19 protein-coding genes are annotated in these 24197 nt (G+C 67.5%); 12 read left to right on the top strand and 7 right to left on the bottom strand.

Translation table 11 applies throughout. The annotated features are described in order from the left end of the window. Positions 1-58: 58 nt before the first annotated feature. The 3 genes from ACUDP5_RS25630 to ACUDP5_RS25620 form a co-directional block, all read right to left on the bottom strand. Positions 59-2122 (bottom strand): EAL domain-containing protein, encoded by a 2064-nt coding sequence (locus ACUDP5_RS25630; RefSeq protein WP_263909608.1) that lies wholly within the window; start codon positions 2120-2122, stop codon positions 59-61. 378 nt (positions 2123-2500) lie between these two features. Beyond that, on the bottom strand, positions 2501-3472 hold the full coding sequence (locus tag ACUDP5_RS25625) for a thymidylate synthase (protein ID WP_263909609.1): 972 nt from the start codon (positions 3470-3472) through the stop codon (positions 2501-2503). 39 nt (positions 3473-3511) lie between these two features. Beyond that, the gene (locus ACUDP5_RS25620) at positions 3512-3955 is read right to left on the bottom strand and encodes an OsmC family protein (RefSeq protein ID WP_025139406.1); all 444 of its coding nucleotides are present in this window, start codon (positions 3953-3955) and stop codon (positions 3512-3514) included. A 127-nt stretch (positions 3956-4082) separates the two neighbouring features. Between ACUDP5_RS25620 and coq7 the strand changes: the two genes are divergently transcribed. After that, on the top strand, positions 4083-4760 hold the full coding sequence (coq7, locus tag ACUDP5_RS25615) for a 2-polyprenyl-3-methyl-6-methoxy-1,4-benzoquinone monooxygenase (protein WP_263909611.1): 678 nt from the start codon (positions 4083-4085) through the stop codon (positions 4758-4760). A gap of 444 nt (positions 4761-5204) precedes the next feature. Here the strand turns inward: coq7 and ACUDP5_RS25610 are convergent, their stop codons facing one another. Then, complete coding sequence (locus tag ACUDP5_RS25610) at positions 5205-5447, bottom strand: hypothetical protein (RefSeq protein WP_445657535.1); 243 nt, start codon at positions 5445-5447, stop codon at positions 5205-5207. 134 nt (positions 5448-5581) lie between these two features. Here ACUDP5_RS25610 and ACUDP5_RS25605 point away from each other — a divergent pair, with 134 nt between their 5' ends. From ACUDP5_RS25605 to ACUDP5_RS25565, 9 genes are all read left to right on the top strand, one after another. Next, on the top strand, positions 5582-6685 hold the full coding sequence (locus ACUDP5_RS25605) for an MraY family glycosyltransferase (RefSeq protein WP_263909614.1): 1104 nt from the start codon (positions 5582-5584) through the stop codon (positions 6683-6685). A gap of 97 nt (positions 6686-6782) precedes the next feature. Then, the gene (gene tviB, locus ACUDP5_RS25600; RefSeq protein ID WP_263909616.1) at positions 6783-8060 is read left to right on the top strand and encodes a Vi polysaccharide biosynthesis UDP-N-acetylglucosamine C-6 dehydrogenase TviB; all 1278 of its coding nucleotides are present in this window, start codon (positions 6783-6785) and stop codon (positions 8058-8060) included. Positions 8061-8072: 12 nt separating this feature from the next. Continuing rightward, positions 8073-9098, top strand: a complete 1026-nt coding sequence (locus ACUDP5_RS25595) for an SDR family oxidoreductase (RefSeq protein WP_263909618.1) — start codon at positions 8073-8075, stop codon at positions 9096-9098. Position 9099: 1 nt separating this feature from the next. Continuing rightward, a complete protein-coding gene (gene murJ, locus ACUDP5_RS25590) occupies positions 9100-10449 on the top strand; it encodes a murein biosynthesis integral membrane protein MurJ (protein WP_445657534.1) in 1350 nt (449 codons plus the stop codon). Continuing rightward, positions 10450-11592, top strand: coding sequence for a glycosyltransferase family 4 protein (locus ACUDP5_RS25585; RefSeq protein WP_445657533.1), 1143 nt, complete (start codon positions 10450-10452; stop codon positions 11590-11592). Positions 11593-11637: 45 nt separating this feature from the next. Continuing rightward, entirely contained in the window at positions 11638-13569 is a 1932-nt protein-coding gene (gene asnB, locus ACUDP5_RS25580; protein ID WP_445657532.1) for an asparagine synthase (glutamine-hydrolyzing), read from the top strand. 3 nt (positions 13570-13572) lie between these two features. Continuing rightward, positions 13573-14688 (top strand): glycosyltransferase family 4 protein, encoded by a 1116-nt coding sequence (locus tag ACUDP5_RS25575; RefSeq protein WP_263909625.1) that lies wholly within the window; start codon positions 13573-13575, stop codon positions 14686-14688. Beyond that, positions 14685-15842 (top strand): glycosyltransferase family 4 protein, encoded by a 1158-nt coding sequence (locus tag ACUDP5_RS25570; RefSeq protein WP_445657531.1) that lies wholly within the window; start codon positions 14685-14687, stop codon positions 15840-15842. Before ACUDP5_RS25575 ends, ACUDP5_RS25570 begins: the two co-directional genes overlap by 4 nt. Next, a complete protein-coding gene (locus tag ACUDP5_RS25565; RefSeq protein ID WP_445657530.1) occupies positions 15839-16972 on the top strand; it encodes a glycosyltransferase family 4 protein in 1134 nt (377 codons plus the stop codon). The genes ACUDP5_RS25570 and ACUDP5_RS25565 overlap by 4 nt, the downstream gene beginning before the upstream one ends. Before the next feature lie 51 nt (positions 16973-17023). On the opposite strand, the gene ACUDP5_RS25560 is transcribed toward ACUDP5_RS25565, so the two are convergent. The 3 genes from ACUDP5_RS25560 to ACUDP5_RS25550 form a co-directional block, all read right to left on the bottom strand. Continuing rightward, positions 17024-18700, bottom strand: a complete 1677-nt coding sequence (locus ACUDP5_RS25560) for a gamma-glutamyltransferase family protein (protein ID WP_445657529.1) — start codon at positions 18698-18700, stop codon at positions 17024-17026. Positions 18701-18767: 67 nt separating this feature from the next. Further along, positions 18768-20333, bottom strand: coding sequence for a glucose-6-phosphate isomerase (pgi, locus tag ACUDP5_RS25555; RefSeq protein ID WP_445659216.1), 1566 nt, complete (start codon positions 20331-20333; stop codon positions 18768-18770). Beyond that, the gene (locus ACUDP5_RS25550; RefSeq protein WP_263909633.1) at positions 20334-21725 is read right to left on the bottom strand and encodes a phosphomannomutase/phosphoglucomutase; all 1392 of its coding nucleotides are present in this window, start codon (positions 21723-21725) and stop codon (positions 20334-20336) included. It lies immediately after the preceding gene. Between the two features lie 311 nt (positions 21726-22036). On the opposite strand from ACUDP5_RS25550, the gene ACUDP5_RS25545 reads away from it, so the two are divergent. Then, a complete protein-coding gene (locus ACUDP5_RS25545) occupies positions 22037-22705 on the top strand; it encodes a BPTD_3102 family carboxylase-like protein (protein ID WP_263909636.1) in 669 nt (222 codons plus the stop codon). 60 nt (positions 22706-22765) lie between these two features. Then, positions 22766-24181, top strand: a complete 1416-nt coding sequence (locus ACUDP5_RS25540; RefSeq protein ID WP_445657528.1) for an FAD-binding oxidoreductase — start codon at positions 22766-22768, stop codon at positions 24179-24181. Positions 24182-24197 lie beyond the last annotated feature (16 nt).

Below are 24197 nucleotides of genomic sequence, written 5' to 3'. Positions count from 1 at the left end.
GGGAAGCTCGGGGAGGTCGGCCGGCAGGGCCGGCGGGAAGGCCCCAAGCGTAGCAAATTCAGCCCGACGCGTGTTCCAGGAACTCGCTGGCCGGCATCGGCTTGCCCAGCAGGAAGCCCTGCAGCGAGTCGCAGCCCAGCCCGGTCAGGAATTTCTGCTGCGCGGTGGTTTCCACGCCCTCGGCCACGATGCGCAAGTTCAGTTGCTGGGCCAGCGCGACGATGGCCGAGACGATGGCGGCGTCCTCGTTGTCGTTTTCCAATTGGTTGACGAAGCCGCGGTCGATCTTCAATTCCGTGGCCGGCAGCCGCTTCAGGTAGAGCAGGCTGGAATAGCCGGTGCCGAAGTCGTCGATGGAAATGGTCACGCCCAGCCCCGACAGGCGCTTGAGCACCGTCAGGCTGGCCTCGGCGTCGCGCATGGCGGTGGATTCGGTCACTTCCAGCGTCAGGCACGACGGCGGCACGTCATGGCGCGCCAGCGCGGCGCGCACGGTTTCGACCAGGCTGGCATGGGCGAACTGCAGCGCCGAGATGTTCACGGCAATGGTCCAGTGCCCCTGTCCGGCGTTGATCCACTCGCGCATCTGGCGGCAGGCCTCGTTGATGACCCATTCGCCGATCGACAGGATCAGCCCGGTCTTCTCGGCCGTGGGAATGAACTGGTCCGGGCCCACCAGGCCGCGGGTCGGGTGGTTCCAGCGCAGCAGCGCCTCGGCCCCCATGATGGGGCCGGCGGGCGCTTCGTATTTGGGTTGATAGTGCAGCACGAACTGGTCGCGCTCCTGCGCCAGGCGCAGGTCGTGCAGCAGCTCGATCTGCTCGTGCGCGTCGGCGTTCATCGACGGCTCGAAGAAGCTGTAGCCGGTGCCGCCCAGGCGCTTGGCGTGGTACATCGCGGCGTCCGCGTTGGTCAGCAGCGCGTGCGTGTCTTCACCGTCATTCGGGTAGATGGCGATGCCCACGCTGGAGGTCACCAGCACTTCGTGGCCATACACCATGACCGGCCGCGCAATGGCCTCGATCAGGCGGTCCGCCACGTTGGCGGCGTCGGTGGGTTCCACCACCTCGCTCAGCACGATGAACTCGTCGCCGCCCAGCCGCGCGACCGTGTCCTGCGTGCGCAGGGTCTGGCGGATACGCTGGGCCAGGTCGATCAGCAGGGCGTCGCCGGTATGGTGGCCGTAGGCGTCATTGACCGCCTTGAAGCCGTCCAGGTCGAAGAACAGCACGGCGAAATAGCCCTTGCGGCGGCTGGCGCTTTCAATCGCCTGCTCCAGCCGGTCTTCCAGCAGGATGCGGTTGGGCAGCTTGGTCAGCGTGTCGTGCAGTGCCAGTTGCACCAGTTCTTCGTTGGCTTCGGCCAGCGACGAGGCCAGGGCGGAGGTGCGGGCTTCCAGGCGGTTGTCCAGCACCGCCACCACCAGGGCGATGGCCAGCACGCTCAGGGTCACCGCAGTCACGGCAATGGCCAGCCAGCCCGCCGAAATGCCGCCGTTGGCCGCCATGCAGATGCTGCCTTCCGGAAAGCCGGCCGCTTCCATGCCGGTGTAGTGCATGCCGACGATGGCCAGGCCCATGACCACGGCCGCCAGCGGCCGCGACAGCGCCACCCGGGGGCCGTCCTGGCGCAGGCGGTAGGTGATCCAGAGCGCGGCGCCCGAGGCCGCCACGGCGATGCCGATGGACAGGGCGAACCACGCCGGGTTGTAGGAGATGCCGGGCATCATCCGCATCGCGGCCATGCCGATGTAGTGCATCGCCGCAATGCCTGCGCCCATCAGCAGGGCGCCCGCAATCAACCGCGACCAGGGCAGCTCGTCCTTGCAGACGATCCACAGCGCGAAGGCCGAGCAGCCGATGGCGATGACCAGCGACAGCAGGGTCAGCGGCAGGTCGTACCCCATGGGAATCGGCAGGCTGAACGCCAGCATGCCGACGAAATGCATGGCCCAGATGCCGATGCCCATGGCCGTTGCGCCGCCGGCCAACCAGTAACGCGCCGCCGGCAGCCCGTTCGCGGCCCGCACGCGGTTGGCCATGCCCAGCGCCGTATACGACGCCAGGATGGCGACCCCTAGGGATACGAGGACGAGCGAAGGGTTATATGTTCCAACGAGCATTTTTGGGGTCCTGTCCTGGGCGCATACAGCCGCCGCGCCGGCCTCAATTCAAATCAATTAGTAGTCAACAGTTGCAACTGGGCCGCAAGCGGGTCCTGCTGTCGACGCTGGCGATTCACGTACTCTCTTGTCTGGATAGGGGGTGCGGCGCTGCGGTGCAGGCGGCCGGGAAGGCCGGGCGGGGTGCCCGGTTTCGCGGCGAGCGGCAGGCACGGCGCGGCATGGGCCGTTCAGAAGCAACGGCGCGCGGGGCTTGCTGGACGCGCGTCCGAGGCTAAGGGATGGGTTATACCGAAAACGCGCTTCCAGAAGCTCACCAATCTTCACTTGCGCATCCCGGCGTCGCGGACGGCCGCCAGCCGGCCGAACCGCCACGTCTTAAACGGCCATCGGAGCGGTGAGAGGCGCGTGGTGGGTGTAGCCCGCCAGCGAGAAATCGCCCGGTTCGACCTTCTCGAGCCACTCGGGCTCGTAGCGGCCGGTCTGGGCAAAATCGGGAATACGGTCGGACAGGACGAGCTGGGGCGCTTCATACGGCGTGCGCGTCAGCTGTTCGCGCAGCATCGGCAGATGGTTCTCGTAGATGTGGGCGTCGCCAATGAAGTACGTGAACCAGCGCGGCTTGTAACCCGTCAGCCGGCCCACCAGGTGCAGCAGGGCCGCGCCTTCGGTCAGGTTGAACGGCGTGCCCAGCCCGACATCGTTCGAGCGGATGTACAGGCACAGGGAGATTTCGCGGGTGGTCGCGTTGGGCAGGAACTGGTAGAGCAGATGGCAGGGCGGCAGCGCCATTTCTTCGATCTGGGCCCAGTTCCAGCCGTGGAACAGGATGCGGCGGTCGCCCGGGCGCTCGTGGATGGCATCCAGGCACTGGCGCAACTGGTCGACGGCTTTATAGAGCAGCACCTTGGGGGCGCCGTCTTCCTGCAGGTCGGCGACCCTGGTGTACCCACGGGCCAGCGCGTCGGCGATCTGTTCCTGGCGGCCGGCATCGAGCACCTTGTAGGCCGGCCACTGGCGCCATTGCACGCCATACACCGGGCCCAGGTCGTCGGGGCCTTCGCGATAGGGGTTGGCCAGCCACTGGCTGTTTTCGTTGGCGTTCTGGTCCCAGACCTTGCACCCGAGCTCGCGGAATTCGGCGGCGCTGCGCGAGGCGCGCAGGAAGCCGACCATCTCGCCGATGGCCGACTTGAAGGCCAGCTTCTTGGTGGTCACGGCCGGAAAGCCCTGTTGCAGGTCGAAGCGCAGCGAGGCGCCCGGCATGCTCAGGGTGCGTATGCCCGTCCGATTTTCCTGCCACGCGCCGGTGTCCAGGATGGATTGAACGAGGTCCAGGTATTGTTTCATGGGTACAGAATCAGAAAAGGCTGAAAGGGCGCGGTCGCGTCAGGCCGTGGCGGGGGCTTCCTGGGTGTCGACGATGTCCACCGAGAAAGTCAGCTCGGCGGTTTTTTCCAGCATGGCCGACGCCGAGCAGTATTTTTCGTGCGACAGCTGCACCGCGCGTTCGACGGCGGCCCGGGGCAAGTTGCGGCCGGTGACGGTGAAGGCGAAATGGATGCGCGTGAACACCTTGGGGTCGACATCGGCGCGGTCGGCCTGCAGCTTGACGCTGCAGCCGGTCACGGCATGGCGGCCGCGCTTGAGGATCAGCACCACGTCATAGGCGGTGCAGCCGCCGGTGCCGGCCAGCAGCATTTCCATCGGGCGGGGGGCGAGGTTGTGGCCGCCGCCGTCCACCGCGCCATCCATGACGGCAACGTGGCCGCTGCCAGTGCTGGCGGTGAAGAGCATGCCGTTGGGGCCGCCCCAGTCGATCGTGCATTCCATGTGTCGGAGTCCTTGTGCGGGTGCTTGAGCGCAGTCAATGGCTGATGATACCCGTTGCGTACAATTCCAGGCACGAGAGCCCCGCCCCGCATCAGGGGTGTGTGCGCCCCAATTCCAGGAGTTGTCCATGTCCACCGCCCTGTTCCCATCCGGCCCCGCCTCTTTCCTGCGTCGCGTCAGTCCGCTGGACGCCGTGCTGGCCGAAGCCGACCGCGCGCTGCGCGTGCTGTCCGGCAGCGCCAGCGCCGGCCGGCCCAATCCGGCCACGGCAGACGAGGCACCGGACACCCTGTCGGCGCAGGAAAAGCGCCACGCGGCCGGGCTGATGCGGGTCAATCATGTGGGCGAGGTCTGCGCCCAGGCCTTGTACCGCGGCCAGGCCGCGGCGTGCCGCGAACCCGGCCCGCGCGCCTTGTTGCTGGACGCGGCCAGCGAAGAGGTCGATCACCTGGTCTGGTGCAACCAGCGCCTGGCGGAACTGGGCAGCCGGCCCAGCCTGCTGAATCCGGTCTGGTACGCCGGTTCGTTCGCGCTGGGCGTGCTGGCCAGCTACGCCGGCGTGCCGCGCAACCTGGGTTTCATGGCGGAAACCGAAAAGCAGGTCGAGGCGCACCTGGACGGCCATCTGCGTACGTTGCCGGCGCAGGACGCCCGGTCGCGCCAGATCGTGCAGAAGATGAAGGAAGACGAAGCCCAGCATCGCGCCAGCGCCGAAGCGGCCGGCGGCGTGCCGCTGCCCGGGCCGGTCAAGACGGCGATGCGGGCCATGTCCAAGGTCATGACCACGACGGCCTACTGGATCTGAATGTGCCGCCCGAGGGGCGCGATGCCGAAATGTTGCAATGCGCAAAAATTGCCGCATATTGGTGCCGTATGCACCTTTCTGGTGCAAATCATAGGGCGGGATTACCCGGCAAGGTCTAGGGTAAGTCCGCAAGGGGTTAACCCGTTCGGCAAAAACCCGTCGTTTCGCAAGGTCATTGCTGGGCGCGGCTTTGCGGGCAGGCGTCCGCGAAGTTGCGGCAAAAATGCAACGTGGAATGTCCGGTTGCCGCACGCTTAAAAAAATTCTTGCATCGCACAAAAAAACCCGATACTATGCATCTCATCGGATGTTGAAACGCAGTCGGCGCGGTACCCAAGCAAAACCCGTACCCCGACAGCGTAGCGAGCGAAACCTCAAGGCCGCTCCCGACATGCCAAGGTTGTCTCCTCCACCCTCCTCCTTTGGTGGATTTAGCCCGAGATCTTACGATCTCGGGCTTTTTTTTATCTTGAAATAATGCGTCCCTATTTTTTGAGGGCGCAGGGTGAAGCGGTGGTCCGGCGATGGCCGGCCCGGGGCGAAATCGCCCGCAATGATCCTGGCGTTTTCCCTTGGATATTTCGCGTGCGCCGCAGCGGAAAGCTCTACAATTAATCCATGAAATCCGTATTTCCGCGCGTCTCTCGCCGCGCCGCATTCACCCTCGTTTATCGGGGCGGCAGCCATGCGCGTAGTTCCGGATGCCGGGTGTTACGTTCTGTCCCGGTGCATTGCACTTCCTTATTCCTCCCATATATGGGCGTTACACCTGCGGCCGATAATGGCCGGCCTGTCTCGATAGACCAACCAAAGGTGACCTTGTGACCTGGCTGTACATTTGCGTGGTCGCGTTCATGGTGGGCGGACTCATCGTGGCGTCGGAGCGCTGGCATGGCGCCTTCACCGGCGACAGCGACCTCAACAAACCGCAAGCGAACCATTCGCGCGCCACGCCTCGCGTCGGCGGCCTGGCCGTGCTGGCCGGCACGCTCCTGGGCCTGCTGGTGCTCGGGCCCGACAACATGACCCTGACCTGGCTGTGGCCGGCGCTGTTCGTGTCGGCGCTGCCCGTGTTCGTGGCGGGCCTGCTCGAAGACATCACCAAAGACATCGGCGCCAGCAAGCGCCTGCTGGCGGCCTTCCTGTCCGCCGCGATCGCCTGGTGGTTGCTGGGTGGCGTCAGCCGTGTCGGCATGGCGCCCGTGGACTACGTCCTGTCGTATTGGCCCGTTTCCCTGCTGTTCACCATGTTCGCCGTGGGCGGCTGTACCCACGCCCTGAACATCGTTGACGGCATGAACGGCCTGGCCGGCATGGTTGCCACGCTGATGGCCGTGTCCATCAGCCTGGTCGCGCTGCAGGTCGGCGATGTGCCGATCTTCCTGATCTCGGCGGCGCTGGCCTCGGCCACGCTGGGTTTCCTGGTCTGGAATTTTCCGTTCGGCCGCGTCTTCCTGGGCGATGGGGGGGCGTATTTCCTGGGTTTCATGCTGGCCGAACTGGCCGTGCTGCTGGTGGTGCGCAACCCTTCGGTATCGCCGTTCTACGCGCTGGCCGTGCTGTTCTACCCCGTCTTCGAAACCGGGTTCTCCATCTGGCGCCGCCGCTTCAAGCGGGGCGTGCCGGTGGACCAGCCCGATGCCCTGCACCTGCATCAACTGGTGTTCCGCCGCCTGGTCCGCGTGACCTTCAGCCGCGGTCGTCGCCATGCGGTGCCGGCGCTGTGCAACGCCTTGGCGTCGCCCTACATGTGGGTGCTGGCCCTGATCGGGCTGGTGCCCGCCACCATCTGGTGGGACAACGCCTGGGCGCTTGGCGCCAGCCTGGTGGTGTTCGCCAGCGTCTATATCTGGCTGTACGCGCGGCTGGTGTCCTGGCGCCGTCCGGGGTGGCTGTTGCTGCCTTCCGTCTTGCGGGCCGATTAAGTCTTGGGTGCCCCGGCGATATCCGCCGGGGGCCCGGTTATCCATTACCCCGACCATATTTAAAATGCCGTAATCGTTTTACGGTGAAGGGAGAGTTATGTTGCGTATTCAGGATGTGAAACTCGCGGTTGTCGGCCTGGGTTATGTCGGCCTGCCGCTGGCGGTCGAATTCGGCAAGAAGCGCTCGGTCATCGGCTTTGACATCAACACCCGCCGGATCGACGCCCTGAAGGCTGGCCACGACCACACGCTGGAAGTCAGCGATGCCGAGCTGGCCGAAGCCAGCCAGCTGAGCTACACCGCCGACCGCGCCGAGCTGGGCCAGGCCAACGTGTTCATCGTCACCGTGCCCACTCCGATCGACGAATACAAGCAACCGGACCTGACCCCGCTGGTGAAAGCCAGCGAGACCATCGGCGCCGTGCTCAAGCGTGGCGACATCGTCATCTACGAATCGACCGTCTACCCCGGCGCTACCGAAGAAGACTGCGTGCCGGTGCTGGAGCGCGTGTCGGGCCTGAAGTTCAATGTCGACTTCTACGCCGGCTACAGCCCCGAGCGCATCAACCCGGGCGACAAGGAACACCGCGTCAGCACCATCAAGAAGGTCACCTCGGGCTCGACTCCGGAAGTCGCCGAACTGGTGGACCAGCTGTACAAGCAGATCATCACGGCCGGCACGCACAAGGCCTCCAGCATCCGCGTGGCCGAGGCCGCCAAGGTGATCGAGAACACCCAGCGCGACGTCAACATCGCGCTGATCAACGAACTGGCCCTGATCTTCAACAAGATGGGCATCGACACCGAAGCCGTGCTGCAGGCCGCCGGCACCAAGTGGAACTTCCTGCCGTTCCGTCCGGGCCTGGTGGGCGGCCACTGCATCGGCGTGGATCCGTACTACCTGACGCACAAGGCGCAGTCCATCGGCTACCACCCCGAAATCATCCTGGCGGGCCGCCGCCTGAACGACTCGATGGGCGGCTACGTGGTGTCGCAGCTGGTCAAAGCCATGACCAAGCGCCGCATCCACGTGCAGGGCGCGCGCGTGCTGGTGATGGGCCTGACCTTCAAGGAAAACTGCCCCGACCTGCGCAACACGCGCATCGTGGACATCGTCAAGGAACTGGGCGACTACAACGTCGACGTGGACGTGTACGACCCGTGGGTCGAGGCCGAAGAAGCGGTGCACGAATACGGCATCACGCCGGTCGCCAAGCCCGAAGAGGGCAAGTACGACGCCGTGATCCTGGCAGTCGCGCACAATCAGTTCAAGGCCCTGGGCGCCGAAGGCATCCGCAAGCTGGGCAAGGCCGAGCACATCCTGTACGACCTGAAGTACGTGCTGTCGCCCGCCGAATCCGATCTGCGTCTGTAAGGGGATACGGCCATGACGACCCGCTACGAAACCGTTACCCGTGAACTTTCCGCCACGCCGCGCAAATGGCTGGTGACCGGCTGCGCCGGCTTCATCGGCTCGAACCTGCTGGAAACGCTGCTCAAGCTGGGCCAGACCGTGGTCGGCCTGGACAACTTCGCCACCGGCCACCAGCGCAACCTGGATGAGGTGCGCGACACCGTCACGCCCGAGCAATGGCGCCGCTTCAGCTTCATCGAAGGCGACATTCGCGACCTGGAAGCCTGCCGCCGCGCCACCGCGGGCGTGGACTTCGTGCTGCACCAGGCGGCCCTGGGTTCGGTGCCGCGTTCGCTGAAAGACCCGATCACCACCAACGAGGTGAACATCGGCGGCTTCCTGAACATGCTGGTCGCCGCGCGCGACGCCGAAGTGAAATCCTTCGTCTATGCCGCGTCCAGCTCCACCTACGGCGACCACCCGGCCTTGCCCAAGGTCGAAGAGAACATCGGCAATCCGCTGTCGCCCTACGCCGTCACCAAGTACGTCAACGAACTGTACGCCAGCGTGTTTGCGCGCTCGTATGGCTTCGAGACGGTGGGACTGCGCTACTTCAATGTGTTCGGCAAGCGCCAGGACCCGGACGGCGCCTACGCTGCCGTGATCCCGAAATGGACCGCCGCCATGATCAAGGGCGACGACGTCACCATCAACGGCGATGGCGAGACCAGCCGCGACTTCTGCTTCGTGGACAACGCGGTGCAGGCCAACATCCTGGCCGCCATGGCGCCGCCCGAGGCCCGCAACCAGGTCTACAACGTGGCCGTCAGCGGCCGCAGCACCCTGAACGACCTGTTCGGATTCCTGGTGCAGGCGCTGGGCAAGCAGGACGTCGCCTACGGCAAGAAGCCGGTCTACGGCGACTTCCGCGCCGGCGACGTGCGCCATTCGCAGGCTGACGTCAGCAAGGGCAGCCGCCTGCTGGGTTACCAGCCCACGCACACCGTGCTGCAGGGCCTGGAAGTGGCAATGCCCTGGTACACGCAATTCCTGCGTTGATTTGAAAGCACTCATCCGAAAACTCGGCACCATCCACCCGGACCACCAGCGCATCTTCAAAGGCGCGTTCCGGGTGGCGGTGTTCCTGCTGTTGGGCAAGGCCGCCGGCGCCATCAAGGAAATGGCGGTGGCGTACCGCTACGGCGTCAGCGACGCCGTCGACGCCTATCAATTCACGATGACCATGGCCACCTGGCTGCCGGTCACGATCGTGGGCGTGCTGTCGGTGGTGCTGATCCCGGTGCTGGTGCGTCTGCGCCGCGCCGACGACGCCGAGCGGGACCAATTCATCCGGGAGCTGCAGGGCTGGGTGGCGGCGGCCGGCATTGCGCTGGCGCTGTTGACCTGGTTCGCCTGGCCGCATGTGCTGAGCAGCTTGGGGCAGGGCCTGTCCGCGCGGGTGGGCGGCATGACCGGCGATCTGCTGGTGGCGTTCGCGCCCGTGTCGGCCCTGTTGCTGGTGGCCGGCATCAGCGCCGCGCGGTTGCGGTCGCATGAACGCCACGTCAATACCTTGCTCGACAGCGTGCCTGCCGTGGCCACGCTGGCGTGGGTGATGCTGGCGGCCAGCGCCGACGGCGTCGGGCCGCTGCTGTGGGGCACGCTGGTGGGCTATGCGATCCAGACGGTGTGGCTGGCCTGGCTGGCCGCGCGGGCCGACGGCGGTTTCTGGGGTTCGCCCCGGCTGACGTTGCGCTCGCCGCACTGGCCCGAACTGATGAGCGCCGCGGGCGTGATGCTGATCGGCCAGGTGGCCATGAGCTTCGTGGGGCCGCTGGACCAATACGCCGCGGCCAACCTGGGCGCCAATGCCAACGCCACCTTGGGCTACGCCAGCCGTCTGCTGTCGCTGGTGCTGGGCATCGGCGCGGTATCGGTGGGGCGTGCGGCCTTGCCGGTGCTGGCCGACGTGCAGGCACGGGGCGATACGGCGCGTGCGCGCGCCATGGCACTGAAATGGTCGATGCTGATGGTGCTGGCCGGCGCGGCGGCCGTGGCCGTGGGTTGGCTGCTGGCGCCGTGGGGCGTATCGGTGCTGTTCCAGCGCGGTGCGTTCACTGCCGAGAATACCGAGGCCGTGGCGCACGTGCTGCGCTGGGGCCTTTTGCAGCTGCCGTTCTATTTTGGCGTGCTGATCCTGGTGCAGTTGCTGGCCAGCCAGAACCGCTATCGCATCATGTCCGCCATCGCGGTGGGCAATTTTGCGCTGAAGGCAGGACTGAACATGGTGCTGGCGCCCAGGATGGGCGCGGCCGGCATCATGCTGGCGACCAGCCTGATGTATTTGCTGTCCTATGCCTGCTACCTGGTGGTGGCCCTGCGCCGCGTTGAACCCCAAGAGGCCGACTGAATGCCCGTAGCCGACTCCGCCCGCACGCAACGCGTGCTGCTGTTCATCCATTCACTGCATGGCGGCGGCGCCGAACGCGTGGCCGCCGACCTGAGCGCGCACTGGGCCGGCATGGGCCGCGAGGTGATGGTGGTGACGCAGGCCAGCGCCGACGGCGACGTCTACACCCTGCATCCCAAGGTGCGGCGCGAAGTGCTGCATACGGTGGGCGAGGGCGGGGGCCTGCGCGGCATCTTGAGCAATGTGCAGCGGGTGCGCGCGCTGCGCCGGGTGATCAAGGCGTTTCGCCCCGATATCGTGCTGGGCATGATGACGACGGCGTCGGTCCTGTCCGTGCTGGCCTCGACCGGGCTGTCCACGCGGGTCATCGCCACCGAACACACCCATCCCCCCTCGCAAGCGATGTCCGGTTTCTGGCAGCGACTGCGCCGGTTCACGTATCCTCGGGCCGCGCGTGTCGTGGCCCTGACACGCGGCACTGCCGACTGGCTGGCGCAGCATGTGCCGGGGTCGCGGCTGGCCGTCATCCCCAATCCGGTGCATTGGCCCCTGCCCAAGGGCATGCCGATGCTGACGCCGCAAACGGGTGACGGCCGCAAGCGTTTGTTGGCCGTGGGCCGGCTGCACGCAGACAAGGGATTCGACCTGCTGGTGCAGGCCTATGCCCGGCTGGCGCCGTCGCATCCGGACTGGGATCTGGTTATCCTGGGCGAAGGCGACGAACGCCGCGCGCTGGAGGCGCAGGTGCAAGGCGCCGGCCTGCAAGACCGCGTCAGCTTGCCCGGCCGGGCGGGCAACGTGGGCGACTGGTATCAAAGCGCCGATCTGTATGTGCTGACCTCGCGTTTCGAAGGGCTGTCCAATACGCTGCTGGAATCCATGGCCAGCGGTCTGGCCGCGGTGGCATTCGATTGCGATACCGGCCCGCGCGAGATCGTGCGTGACGGCGTCGATGGCGTGCTGGTGCGGCCCAACGGCGATGTGGATGCGCTGTGCCGCGCACTCGATGCGGTGATGTCCGACGAAACCGGCCGCCAGCGCATGGCCCAGGCGGCCACGGCGGTGCGCGAGCGGTTTTCGGCCGAGCGGGTGCTGGGCCTTTGGGAAGAACTTTTTGACGGCGTGCGCGCACCGGGCCGATAGGCCGCGCGTCACGCCGTTGCTGCGGTGACCACGAGAACCTAGATCATGTGTGGAATTGTCGGAATTTGGGGCCCCCTGGGCGATAAGGCGCAAGTGCTGGCGGAAAGCTGCCGCCGCATCCGTCACCGCGGACCGGACAGCAACGGCTTCTGGGAAGACACCGGCGCCGAGCTGGCGCTGGCGCACGTGCGCCTGGCAATCCAGGACCTGACCGAAGCCGGTCACCAGCCGATGGTGTCCGCCTGCGGCCGCTACGTCATGGTGTTCAACGGCGAGATCTACAACCATATGGATATGCGCCAGCAGCTGGAACAGTCCGGCCTGGCGCCGGCCTGGCGAGGCCATTCGGATACCGAGACGCTGCTGGCGGGCTTCACCGCGCTGGGCATCGAGGCCACCCTGCAGGCCTCGGTAGGCATGTTCGCCATCGCGCTGTGGGACCGCGCCTCGCGCAAGCTGATGCTGGCGCGCGACCGCATGGGCGAAAAGCCGCTGTACTACGGGTATTCCGGCGCGGAACTGGTGTTCGCCTCGGAGCTCAAGGGGCTGATGCCGATCCCGGGATTCGGCCGCAACCTGAACCGCAATGCGTTGGCCTCGTTCATGCGCCACAACTACATTCCGGCGCCGCAATCCATCTACGAAGGCATTGCCAAGCTGCCCCCGGGCACCTGGATCGAATTCACTGCTGACGACACCCGCAGCCGCCGCATGCCGGAGCCGCACGTGTACTGGTCGGCGCGCGAAGCCGCGGACGCCGCGGCGCAATCGCGCCTGTCGTTCGGTTCCGATGCCGAAGCCACCGACGCGCTGGAAAGTGTGCTGTCCAAGGCCGTGGGTGGCCAGATGCTGTCCGACGTCAGCCTGGGCGCGTTCCTGTCGGGTGGCATCGACTCATCGACCATCGTGTCGCTGATGCAGGCGCAGAGCTCGCAGCCGGTGCGCACCTTTGCCATCGGCTTCCATGAAAAGGGCTACGACGAGGCGCAACACGCCAAGGCGGTGGCCATGCATCTGGGCACCGACCACACCGAACTGTACGTCACCGCCGACGACGCGCTGGCCGTGGTGCCGGGTCTGGCCGACATGTACGACGAACCCTTCGCCGATTCGTCGCAGATTCCCACCTCGCTGGTGACGCGCATGGCGCGCCAGCATGTCACCGTGGCCCTGTCGGGCGACGGGGGCGATGAACTGTTCGGCGGCTATTCGCGCTATTTCCGCGTCAACAACTGGTGGCAGAAATTCGAGCGGGTTCCGTCCCTGCTGCGCACGCCTGCCGGCGCGCTGCTCAGCGCGTCCATCCATCTGCCAGGCCGTGGCGCCTGGCGCGGCAAGGTCGGCAAGCTGGGCGAGCTGTTGCGCGCCGATACGCGCGGCGATTTCTATCGTTTGTTCGTGTCGTACTGGTCCGACCCGGCCCGCGTGGTCAAGGGCGGCGTCGAGCCGGTCTCCGAGTTCGCGCAGGAGATGCGCGGCTCGATCTTCGAATCCATGATGAAGCTCGACACGGTGACCTACCTGCCGGACGACATCCTGGTCAAGGTGGACCGCGCCGCCATGGCGGTCAGCCTCGAGACGCGCGTGCCGCTGATCGACCACCGTGTCTATGAATTCGCCTGGAGCCTGCCGCACCAGTACAAGGTGCGCGGCGCCACCGGCAAGTGGCTGCTGCGCCAGGTGTTGTACCGCCACGTGCCGCAGGCGCTGGTGGACCGGCCCAAGCGCGGTTTCGCGGTGCCGCTGGCCGCCTGGTTGCGTGGTCCGCTGCGCGACTGGGCCGAGGCCTTGCTGGACCCGGCGCGCCTGCGCCAGGAAGGCTGGTTCGAGCCGGAGCCCATTCTGCGCAAGTGGCGCGAGCATGTGTCCGGCCATCGCAATTGGGATAGCCATCTTTGGGGCGTGCTGATGATGCAGGCCTGGTTGGACCGCTACCGCGCAGGCGGTGAGCAAGGAGGAACGTTTGGGAGTCGCTGACGAATGAAGATATTGATGCTGGTCAGTTCCATGCACGCCGGGGGCGCCGAGCGCGTGGCCGCCACGCTGGTCAACGCCTGGTCCGAACGCGGAGACGATGTCACCCTGACGCCGACCTACTCGTCCAAGGGAACCTGCTTCTATCCCCTGTCGGAAAAGGTCAAGCTGGAATGGCTGGCAGACCTGGCGGGTACCCGGGTGTCGGGGCCGCTGGCCGCGCTGCGGCGCCTGTTGGCGCTGCGCCGGCACATCCGCGATACCGCGCCGGATGTGGTGGTGTCGTTCCTGACCAACGTCAATGTCGCCGCCATCCTGGCGACGCGCGGATTGCGCGCGCCGCTCATCGTCTGCGAGCGCACCAACCCGGTGGCCGAGACCACCACCGGCACGGTGTGGCGTCGGCTGCGCCGCCTGCTGTATCCGCGTGCCGACATGGTCACGGTGCAGGCGGCCGACACGGCCGGCCCGTTTTCGCGCCAGGTGCCGGGCATCAAGCGCCTGGCCGTGATTCCCAACCCGCTGCCCGCGCCGCTGCTGGATGCGCCGCTGGTGACGCAGAGCGATGACGGTTCGCCGCGCACGCTATTGGCGATGGGTCGGCTGGTGACCGACAAGCAGTTCGACCTCCTGATCGATGTGTTCGCGCAGCTGGCGCCCGATTTTCCGGACTGGAACCTGCGCATCTGGGGCGAAGGCCCCGAGCGCGGCGCGCTCGAACAACAGGTGGCACGGCTGGGCCTGCAATCGCGGGTCGCGCTGCCCGGCCGAACCGAAACGCCATGGGACGAATTGGCACGTGGCCAGGCCTTCGTGCTGAGTTCGCTGGTGGAAGGGTTTCCGAATGTGCTGCTGGAATCCATGGCGCTGGGCCTGCCCTGCGCCGCATTCGATTGCCCGAGCGGCCCGCGCGAAATGACGCGCGACGGCCAGGACGCGCTGCTGGTGCCCGCTGGCGACCGCGACGCGCTGCGCGAGGCGCTGCGGCGCCTGCTGGGCGACATCGCGCTGCGCCAGCAGATGGGGGCGCGCGCCGCGGCCGCCGTGCGCCAGCGCTATGCGCTGGCCAGCGTGCTGTCGGAATGGGATGAACTGTTCGAAGCCGTCAGGGAAGGGCGATGAGCCAGGCCGCATTGCGTGTCGTGCACGTCATTACCGGCCTGGGGCAGGGCGGCGCCGAATCCGTGCTGTGGCGCCTGGCCACCTATCCGGACCCGGCCGTCGAACACGTGGTGGTGTCGCTCACCGACGAGGGCATCTACGGTGCGCGCTTGCGCGCCGCGGGGGTTGCCGTCCACGCGCTTGGCATGGCTCGCGGCCGCGTCAGCCTGGGCGGTTTCATGGCGCTGCGCCGTGTGATCGCGCAGGCCAAGCCGCACGCCGTGCAGACCTGGATGTACCACGCCGACCTGATCGGCGGCATGGCGGCCCGTCTGGCTGGCGTGCGCGCGATCGCCTGGGGCATTCGCAATTCGGGCGCCCATCTTGAGCGCAGCAGCCGCTCGGCGCGCATGGTGCTGCGTGCGTGCGCGGCCTTGTCCGGCGTTTTGCCCAGGGCGATTGTCTGCGCCGCGCAGAATGCCGCCGAACGCCATGCCGCCAAGGGCTACCGGCGCGACCGCATGGTGGTGATCTCCAACGGCTACGACCTGTCGCGCTACGCGCCGGACCTGGCCGCGCGCGAACGCGTGCGGGCCCAATGGGGCCTGGCCGGCGACGTGCCGGTGATTGGCTGCGTGGCCCGCTGGGACCCGCTCAAAGACCATGCCAACCTGCTGCGCGCGGTGGCCGCGCTGGTGCGTGACGGCCGCGATGCCGGCCTGCGCTGCGTGCTGGTAGGGCGCGGCATGACTGCGGACAACCCGGACTTGATGGCGCTGGTCGACAAACTGAACCTGCGCGACCGGCTGGTGCTGGCCGGCCCCAGTGACGACGTGCCTGCGGTGATGAACGGGCTGGACCTGCATGTGTTGTCCAGCTGCGCCGAAGGCTTTCCCAACGTGGTGGCCGAGGCGATGGCCTGCGGTGTCTATTGCGTGGCGACGGACGTGGGCGATGCTGCCTACATCATCGGCGAGACTGGCGTGGTGGTGCCGCCCGAGCAGCCCGAGGCGCTGGCGCGCGGCATCGAAACCGGCCTGCGTGAAGTGGCGTCACGTGGCCAGGGACGCGCAGGCGAGGCTGGGCGCGCCCGGGTGCTGGAAAACTTCGACCTGGCGCGGATGGTGCAAAGTTACATCGCGGTCTGGCGCCGCATTTCCGGAGAAACGGCATGAGCGCCGCCCGCCGTCTGCTGTTCGTCGTCAACAACCCCGCGTTCTTCATGTCGCACCGCGTGCCGCTGGCGCTGGCCGCCCAGCGCGCGGGCTACGACGTGCACGTCGCCACGATGGACGGCCCTGCGGTAGCGGATATCCAGGCGCTGGGCATGACGCACCACGCCATTCCCATGACGCGCAGCGGCAAGCATCCGCTGCAGGAGCTGGGCACGCTGCTGGCGCTTCTACGCCTGTTCCGCCGCCTGCGGCCGCAGGTGGTGCACCTGGTGACGATCAAGCCGGTGCTTTACGGCGGCATCGCCGCGCGCCTGGCCCGGGTGCCGGGCATGGTGGCGGCAATTTCCGGGCTGGGCTTCGTGTTCCTGTCCAACTCGCTGAAGATGCGGCTGGTGCGCGTCGTGGTGGCGCGGCTGTACCGCATTGCGCTGGGGCACCCCAACAGCCGCGTCATCTTCCAGAACGCCAGCGATCGCGACATGCTCAAGTCGCTGGGCGCGGTGCGTGACGAACAGGTGGTGCTGATCCGCGGCGCGGGGGTGGACCTGGACGACTACCGGGCGCAGCCCGAACCGGCCGCGCCGCCGGTGGTGGCGACCATGGTGGCGCGTCTGCTGCGCGACAAGGGTGTACAGGAATTCGTGCAGGCCGCCCGGCTGCTGCGCGAGCGCGGCGTGCCGGTGACCATGCGGCTGGTGGGCGGCGTGGACGCGGGCAATCCCGCTTCGGCCACGCAGGCCGAGGTGGACGCCTGGCAGCGTGAAGGGTGCGTCCAGGCCCTGGGCGAGCGTTCGGATGTGCCGCAGTTGTATGCGGCTTCGCACATCGCCGTGTTGCCCTCGTATCGCGAGGGTTTGCCCAAATCGCTGATCGAAGCGGCCGCGTGCGGCCGTGCCGTGGTGACGACCGATGTGCCGGGTTGCCGCGATGCGATCGACCCCGACAAGACGGGCTTGCTGGTGCCGGTGCGCGACCCGCAGGCGCTGGCGGATGCCATTGCCCGCCTGGCCGGCGATCCGGCGTTGCGGCAGGCCATGGGCGCGGCCGGCAGGGCCTTGGCCGAGCGCGAGTTCAACATCGAGCGCGTTGCCCGAATCCACGTGGACCTGTACGACACGCTGAGCGCGTAGCGCACTCGCCGGCCCGCTTGCGGCGCGGTTGGGCGCCGCCAGGCCTGGGTTCTAGCCGCCCAGCGCGGCGCCATCGCGGCGCGGGTCTGCCGCGCCATCCAGCCCTTGCGGCGTCACGCGAATCGCGGCGGCGCCGCTTTTCATTTCGACCTGTTCGACCTTGTGGCCTTGCGCCGCCAACTGCGCGGCCGTTTCGAGTGGCACACGGTCTTTTTCGACCTGGCTGCGGCCGGTGTTGCCCGCGACGTGCGGCAGCGCCAGCGCATCGGCCGGGCGCAGGCCCCAAGCCAGCGTGCCCACCACGGCCTGCGCGATGTAGTCGACGATGTAGCCGCCGCCGGCGGATCCCGTCACCAGCACCAGCTTGCCGTCGTGATCGAACACCATGGTGGGCGCCATCGACGTGACCGGCCGTTTGTTGGGCGCCATGGCATTGGGCGCATCCTTGCCATGGGCCGACGAGAAGTTGGTCAGGGCGTTGTTCAGGAAGAAGCCATGCGGCATCAGCCAGGAACCGAAGTTCAGGTTGATGGTGGTGGTCATGGACAAGGCGTTGCCATGCGCATCGACGATGGCGACCTGGCTGGTCTCGGTGGTGCCAGGGGCCTCGGCGCCGGCCGGCGCCGGCACGCCCGCGAACACGCCGGGGCGCGGGTGCACGGCTGCCTTGCCGGACAGCAAAGCGGTGCGCTGCTCGACGTAGGCGGGCGAGATCAACTGGCGCACCGGTGCCTGGACCTGGTCGGGGTCGCCGATATAGGCCAGCCGGTCGGCGCGCGCGATACGGGCCGTATCGATCAGAAGATGGTCGGCCGCGGCCGAGCCGGGGGCCAACCTGTCGATGCGGCGTTGCGACAGCATGCCCAGTTGCTGCAAGACAGAGACGCCGCCGAAGCTGGGGGGCGGAAAGGTGCAGACCTTCCAGGACAGGAAGGGGCCGCAGATCGGCGAGCGTTCGGCCGGACGATACGCGGCCAGGTCCTGGGCCTGGATCAGGCTGGGATACTTGCCGGCGCGGGTTACGGCCAGGATATCGGCGGTGAGGGCGCCCTGGTTGATGGCTTCGGGGTCGGCGGCTACCTTGCGCAGCGCATCGGCCAGCAGCGGGTTGCGCACCGTGGCACCGACCGGCAGCAACTGCCCTTGGGAGTCGTAGAACACGCTCCGAATGGCGGGGTTCTCGGCCAGTTGCGGCAGGCGTTGCAGGCTGTCGTGCAGATAGGGCGACATCGGGAAGCCGTCTTCGGCGCTGTGGATGCCCGCCTGGAACAGGCTGGCCCAGGGCAGCTTGCCGTAGCGCTGGTGCGCCAGTGCCATGACACGCACGGTGCCAGGCACGCCTACCGGGCGACCATAGCGCGCCACGTCTTTCAGGGGCAGGGTTTCGCCGTTGACGTCGGTGCGCAGGCTGGCGGTGGTCCGTGCCGGCGCGGCGGCCAGGCCGTCCAGCGCCGACAGGGTGGCGTTGCCCTGGTCCCATACCAGCATGAGCGAGCCGCCGCCCAGGCCTGACGATTGGGGCTCGACGACGGTCAGCACCATCTGCACCGCGATGGCTGCATCGACGACGCTGCCGCCGCGCTTCAGGGCATCCAGGCCCGCGGCCGCGGCCAGCGGATTGGCGGCGGCGACCATGCCCGGGGTGGTTTGCGCCTGGGCACTGACTGCGGCGGCGGTCAGCGCCAGGAAGGCGAGAAGCCGGGTGGTGCGACGGGCTAGCGGATGCATGGGGCGCTCCGGAATGGATGACGGGCCATTATTGGCCCGTCATCCAGCCCTGTCCATAGGGGGGGCGTCAGCCGCGGCGCGAGATCGCGTCGATCCAGAATCGCGTGGAGGGGTCCTGGGGGGCGGCCTGCGAAGCGGGCGCGTCCAGCTCGCGGATGATGTTCTTGGCCAGCGCCTTGCCGAACTCCACGCCCCATTGATCGAAGGGATTGATGCCCCAGATCACGCCCTGTGTGAAGACCTTGTGCTCGTACAGCGCCAGCAGCGCGCCCAGCGCATAGGCTTCCAGGCGCGGCAGCACGATCAACGAAGACGGGCGGCCGCCGGGATGCACCTTGTGCTGCGCCAGCACCCGGGCCTTGGCGGGATCTTTTTCGGTCAGCGAGGTTTCGGCCAGCGCATCATCGAACGATTTGCCGCGCAGCAGCGCCGCGCGCTGGGCCAGGCAGTTGGCGATCAGCAGTTCGTGGTGGCGCGCATAGTCGTGGTCAGGCTGCTCGCACAGGATGAAATCGACGGGGGCGCCCGTCGATTCCTGGTGCAGCCATTGGAAGAACGTGTGCTGGCAATCGGTGCCCGACATGCCCCACACCGCCGGCCCGGTCGGGACGCCCGCCGGGCTGCCATCGGCCGTGGCGACCTTGCCCAGGGATTCCATTTCGAGCTGCTGCGCCCAGGGCACGATGTGGTACAGCCGGGAATCGTAGGGCGAGATGACCAGCGAGTCGTAGCCCAGCACGCTGCGGTTGACGACGCCGGCCAGCGCCAGTTGCAGGGGCGCGTTCTCGGCAAAGGGCGCGTGACGGAAGTGGTCGTCCATGGCCGCAGCCCCGGCCAGCAATTGGTCGAAGGCATCGTTGCCCAGGGCCAGCGCCACGGGCAGGCCGATGGCGGACCAGAGCGAATACCGGCCGCCCACCCAGTCCCAGATCTGGAAGATGTGGTCGGGCGAAATGCCCAGGTTGAGCGCCGCTTCGACGTTGGCGGTAATGGCCACCACCTGCTTGATCGGGTCGGCCACGCCGGCATCGCGCAGCCAGTTCATGGCGACCTCGGCGTTGGCCAGCGGTTCGGTGGTGGTGAAGGACTTGGAGGCGACGATGACCAGCGTGTTGTGCGGATCGAGCCGGCTCATGGCGTCGGCGACGGAGTGCGAATCGACGTTGGAGGCGAAGCGCACTTCGCGGCGTGCGGCGCCGTAGCGCAGGGCCCGCGTCACCAGGCGGGGGCCCCAGTCGCTGCCGCCGATGCCCAGGTGCAGCACGCAGCTGTAGCGCTTGGCGGAGTCGGCCTGCTGCACGAACTGGCGCACGCGTTCGCGCTCGGCCAGCACCGCGCTGGCGACCAGGGCAGGCGGCTGCGAGGCGCGCAGCGCGGTATGCCAGGCGGGGCGCTGTTCGGTCCAGTTGGCGTTGCCGCCGTCGAACAGTCGGGCGCGTGCGGCCTCGAAGCCTTGCTGCGCCAGCAGATCGGCCGCGGCCCCTTGCAGCTCGGGCGAGTGCGCTTGTGCGCTCAGGTCCAGGCGCAGGCCAGGAGCGTTGATCAGTCGCAGTTGCTCGCCGTCCAGGTTGGCGGTTTTTGCCGCGGCGGTGAAACGCTGCCAGGCGGGGCTGTTGGGCAAGGACATGGGAATCTAGAAAGGCAGCGTGGCGTCGGGGGCAAGTTTGGCCAGTTCGCGGCGGAAATCACCCTGGATGCGGGCCAGCGCCTCGGCCGTCTGCGCCTCGAAGCGCAGCACCACGACGGGCGTGGTGTTGGAGGGACGCGCCAGGCCGAAGCCGTCTGCGTATTCGGCCCGCACCCCGTCGATGGTCACGACGCGCACGGCGTCCGGGAACTGGCCCTGCTCTTGCAGCGCCTGCACCAGCGTGAAGGGCTGGCCCTCTTCCATTTCCAGCTTCAGTTCGGGCGTGGAAATGTCTTGCGGCAACGCTTCCAGCGGCGCGCCGGCATCGGCGAAGCGGGACACGATCTCCAGCAGGCGGGCGCCGGTGTAGAGACCGTCGTCAAAGCCGTACCAGCGTTCCTTGAAGAAGATGTGGCCGCTCATTTCGCCGGCCAGGGGGGCGCCCGTTTCGGCCAGCTTGGCCTTGACCAGCGAGTGGCCGGTTTTCCACATCAGTGGTTCACCGCCTGCGGCCTGCACCGACAGGCCGACGTGTCGGCTGCATTTGACGTCATAGATGATGGTGGCGCCGGGGTTGCGGTCCAGCACGTCGCGGGCGAACAGCACCAGTTGCCGGTCGGGCCAGATGATCTGTCCCGATTTGGTCACCACGCCGAGGCGGTCGCCGTCGCCGTCGAACGCCAGCCCCAGCTCGCAATCGGTGGTGGCCAGGCAGTGGATCAGGTCTTGCAGGTTCTTGGGTTCGGCCGGATCGGGATGATGGTTGGGGAAGGTGCCGTCGACTTCGCAGAACAGCTCGGTGACCTCGCAGCCCAGCGCGCGGAACAGCTGCGGCGCAATGGCCCCGGCCACGCCATTGCCGCAGTCGATCGCGATTTTCATGGGGCGCGCCAGCTTCACGCCGGACGCCACCCGGGCGATGTAGGAGGCCACCAGGTCCAGTTCGCGGCGCACGCCCGGCCGTGCCGCCGGGGCAGCAGGGGCGCCATTCATGACGCGGGCCAGGGCCTGCACGTCTTCGCCATACAGGGCGCGACCGCCCATCATCATCTTGAAGCCGTTGTATTTGGGCGGATTATGGCTGCCGGTGATGGCAACGCCCGAGCCGGTCTGCATGGTGTTCGCAGCGAAATACACCAGCGGCGTGGGTACCTGGCCGATGTCCAGGGTGTCGACACCGCCTTCCAGCATGCCTTCCTGCAACGCTTGCGACAGCATTTCGCTGCTCAGGCGGCCATCGCGGCCCACCACCAGCGTCTGGATGCCCTGGGCCTGCGCAAGGGCGGCCAGCGCCACGCCCAGCGAACGGGCGAAGCGGGCGTCGATCAGGTCCGGGACGGTGCCGCGGATGTCATAGGCCTTGAATACCGAGGCGGGAAATTGCGTGTTGTCGGCCACGACGGTTCCTTGAGTAGCGATTGCGCGGGGAAACCCCTAGGCCGTAGAACCGGCAAAACGGGGCGCAAACGGGAATTATCCCCCATTGGGGCGAGCGTGGCATCCGGCGAGGGATGTAGGGCGTGAAGGGGCTTGTGCCGCGACCGCCGCCCGCGCCAGTTTGGTGCGCGAGCCCCCTGTGACGCCTTGTTGCGGTGCATCGGCGGCACACGTCGATCCCGTATTCGCGCGGGGGGCAGGCAATGGCATGGAACTTGCTCGTCATCCGAAGGTGATACGCTTGTCATGCAAGTGGAAAGACCGGAGGGGCCATGGGAGCCAAAGTATCCACAGTCATGTCATCGGGCGGCGCCAGACGCAGGCGGGGCCCGCCCACGGACTTCGCCGGCCCTGCCGCCGGGCGTGAGCGCCGGCTCGACATCCACGTATTCGTATCGCCCGAGGGCGACCTGGCGACCGGCCGGGCCTGGGAGCGTTGCGTCTGGCGCGATGCCCGGGTGCTGATCGCCGAATGTCCGGCGCCGCACCTGCCGGCCTCCATCGAACGCGCGCTGCGTGCCATTGCGGCCAGCGTCGCGCGCGATCGTGCCTGGAAAGGCATGGGCACCGTGGCCTTTTCGCTGGACGACCGCAGCGGGGTCTTTCGCGTGATCTGCGCCGAATCGCAACCGCGCTCGGGGGCGGCGGTGGCCGATTTCGAACCCGTTGCCGCGCATGCGCTGGAAGTGCGCATCGACGGCTGCGCCGAGCGCCGCAAACCCTGCACCCGCCTGCTGGTGTGCGGAGCCACGCGCGGCGAAGCCCTGCGGCGCGCTTACCGCGCGCTGTCCGAAATGCCTGGCCCCGCCGGGGTGGACAGGGCCTTCCTGATGAATCGCATCGCGTCGCGGGCCTACTGCACGGGCCTGACGGGCACCCGACTGGATCAGGCGGTCGGTCAGGCCGGACGGGCGCCCGAGGCGCCGCTGCCTCTACAATAGGCCGCATCTCCCTTGAACAGCGTCCGGGCGCAGCCCGGCGCGATTTCCTGTGCGGCGCGTATGAATTTGCTGAGCGATTTGCAGTCCCTCCTGGGCGAGTCCCATGTGCTGACCGGCGCGGATGCCGATTCCTACGTGCTGGACTGGCGTCGGCGCTACCGCGGTGCGGCCTTGGCGGTGATCCGCCCGGGCTCCACCCAGGAAGTGGCAGACGCCATCAAATTGTGCGCGCGCCACGGCGTGCCGGTGGTGCCGCAGGGCGGCAATACCGGCCTGTGCGGGGGCGCCACGCCCGACGATTCCGGCAACGCCGTGGTGCTGTCCACCGCCCGCCTGACCCGGGTGCGCGCGCTGGATACCGACAATGACACGATCACCGTCGAAGCCGGCTGCATCCTCCAGGCGGTGCAGGAGGCCGCGGCCAACGCGGGCCGCCTGTTCCCGCTGAGCCTGGCGGCCGAAGGCAGCTGCACCATCGGCGGCAACCTGGCGACCAACGCCGGCGGCACGCAGGTGCTGCGCTACGGCAACACACGCGACCTGACCCTGGGGCTGGAAGTCGTGACCGCCGAAGGCGAGATCTGGGACGGCCTGCGTGGCCTGCGCAAGGACAACACCGGCTACGACCTGCGCGACCTGTACATCGGCAGCGAAGGCACGCTGGGCATCATCACGGCCGCCACGCTGAAGCTGTTCCCCCGGCCGGTGGCCTCGTGCACGGCGCTGCTGACCCTGGACAGCATCGACAACGCGGTGGAATTGCTGTCCCGCGCCCGCGCCGGCTTCGGTGCCGCATTGACCGGCTTTGAGCTGATGAGCGGCCACTGCCTGCAGGCCGTGGTGCGGCTGTTTCCGCAGCAGCGCCTGCCCTTTGAAGGAGAATCCGCCGCCTCGCCCTGGTTCGCGCTGCTGGAACTGTCCGACAGTGAAAGCGAGACCCACGCGCGCGAGCGCTTCGAGACCGTGCTGGGCGAGGCCATCGAGGTCGGCCTGGTGAATGACGCCGCCATCGCCGCCAACGTGGCGCAGAGCAAGGCGCTCTGGCACCTGCGCGAAAGCATCCCGCTGGCCGAGGCCGAGCTGGGCAAGTCCGTCAAGCATGACGTGTCCATTCCCATCTCTGCCATCGCCGGGTTCGTACACCAGACCAACGCCTTGCTGCAGGCGCGCTTTCCGGGCGTGCGGCACGTGATCTTCGGCCATCTGGGCGACGGCAACCTGCATTACAACGTGGCCAATGCGCCGGGCCAGACCGAAGCTGAACTGCTGGCGCTGCAAAGCGACATCTACGGCGTGGTGCACGACAGCGTGCATGCCCACGCCGGCTCGATCAGCGCCGAACATGGCGTCGGCCAACTCAAGCGCGACGAACTGCCGCGCTACAAGAGTCCGGTCGAACTGGCGCTGATGCGCCGCATCAAGCGCGCGCTCGACCCGCAAGGCCTGATGAATCCCGGCAAGGTGCTGCAGGCCTGACGCGGGGCGCTCAACC

It is taken from the genome of Achromobacter sp. NCFB-sbj8-Ac1-l, assembly GCF_052695805.1.
The sequence above is the reverse complement of the archived record's forward strand: the minus strand, read 5'-3'. Positions and strand labels throughout refer to the sequence as shown.

Excerpts from the sequence above, each read along its gene's own strand:
- ACUDP5_RS25630 (WP_263909608.1), bottom strand. The coding sequence starts at position 2,122 with ATGCTCGTTGGAACATATAACCCTTCGCTCGTCCTCGTATCCCTAGGG.
- ACUDP5_RS25625 (WP_263909609.1), bottom strand. The coding sequence starts at position 3,472 with ATGAAACAATACCTGGACCTCGTTCAATCCATCCTGGACACCGGCGCG.
- ACUDP5_RS25620 (WP_025139406.1), bottom strand. The coding sequence starts at position 3,955 with ATGGAATGCACGATCGACTGGGGCGGCCCCAACGGCATGCTCTTCACC.
- coq7 (WP_263909611.1), top strand. The coding sequence starts at position 4,083 with ATGTCCACCGCCCTGTTCCCATCCGGCCCCGCCTCTTTCCTGCGTCGC.
- ACUDP5_RS25610 (WP_445657535.1), bottom strand. The coding sequence starts at position 5,447 with ATGGCTGCCGCCCCGATAAACGAGGGTGAATGCGGCGCGGCGAGAGAC.
- tviB (WP_263909616.1), top strand. The coding sequence starts at position 6,783 with ATGTTGCGTATTCAGGATGTGAAACTCGCGGTTGTCGGCCTGGGTTAT.
- ACUDP5_RS25595 (WP_263909618.1), top strand. The coding sequence starts at position 8,073 with ATGACGACCCGCTACGAAACCGTTACCCGTGAACTTTCCGCCACGCCG.
- ACUDP5_RS25585 (WP_445657533.1), top strand. The coding sequence starts at position 10,450 with ATGCCCGTAGCCGACTCCGCCCGCACGCAACGCGTGCTGCTGTTCATC.
- asnB (WP_445657532.1), top strand. The coding sequence starts at position 11,638 with ATGTGTGGAATTGTCGGAATTTGGGGCCCCCTGGGCGATAAGGCGCAA.
- ACUDP5_RS25575 (WP_263909625.1), top strand. The coding sequence starts at position 13,573 with ATGAAGATATTGATGCTGGTCAGTTCCATGCACGCCGGGGGCGCCGAG.
- ACUDP5_RS25570 (WP_445657531.1), top strand. The coding sequence starts at position 14,685 with ATGAGCCAGGCCGCATTGCGTGTCGTGCACGTCATTACCGGCCTGGGG.
- ACUDP5_RS25565 (WP_445657530.1), top strand. The coding sequence starts at position 15,839 with ATGAGCGCCGCCCGCCGTCTGCTGTTCGTCGTCAACAACCCCGCGTTC.
- ACUDP5_RS25560 (WP_445657529.1), bottom strand. The coding sequence starts at position 18,700 with ATGCATCCGCTAGCCCGTCGCACCACCCGGCTTCTCGCCTTCCTGGCG.
- ACUDP5_RS25545 (WP_263909636.1), top strand. The coding sequence starts at position 22,037 with ATGGGAGCCAAAGTATCCACAGTCATGTCATCGGGCGGCGCCAGACGC.
- ACUDP5_RS25540 (WP_445657528.1), top strand. The coding sequence starts at position 22,766 with ATGAATTTGCTGAGCGATTTGCAGTCCCTCCTGGGCGAGTCCCATGTG.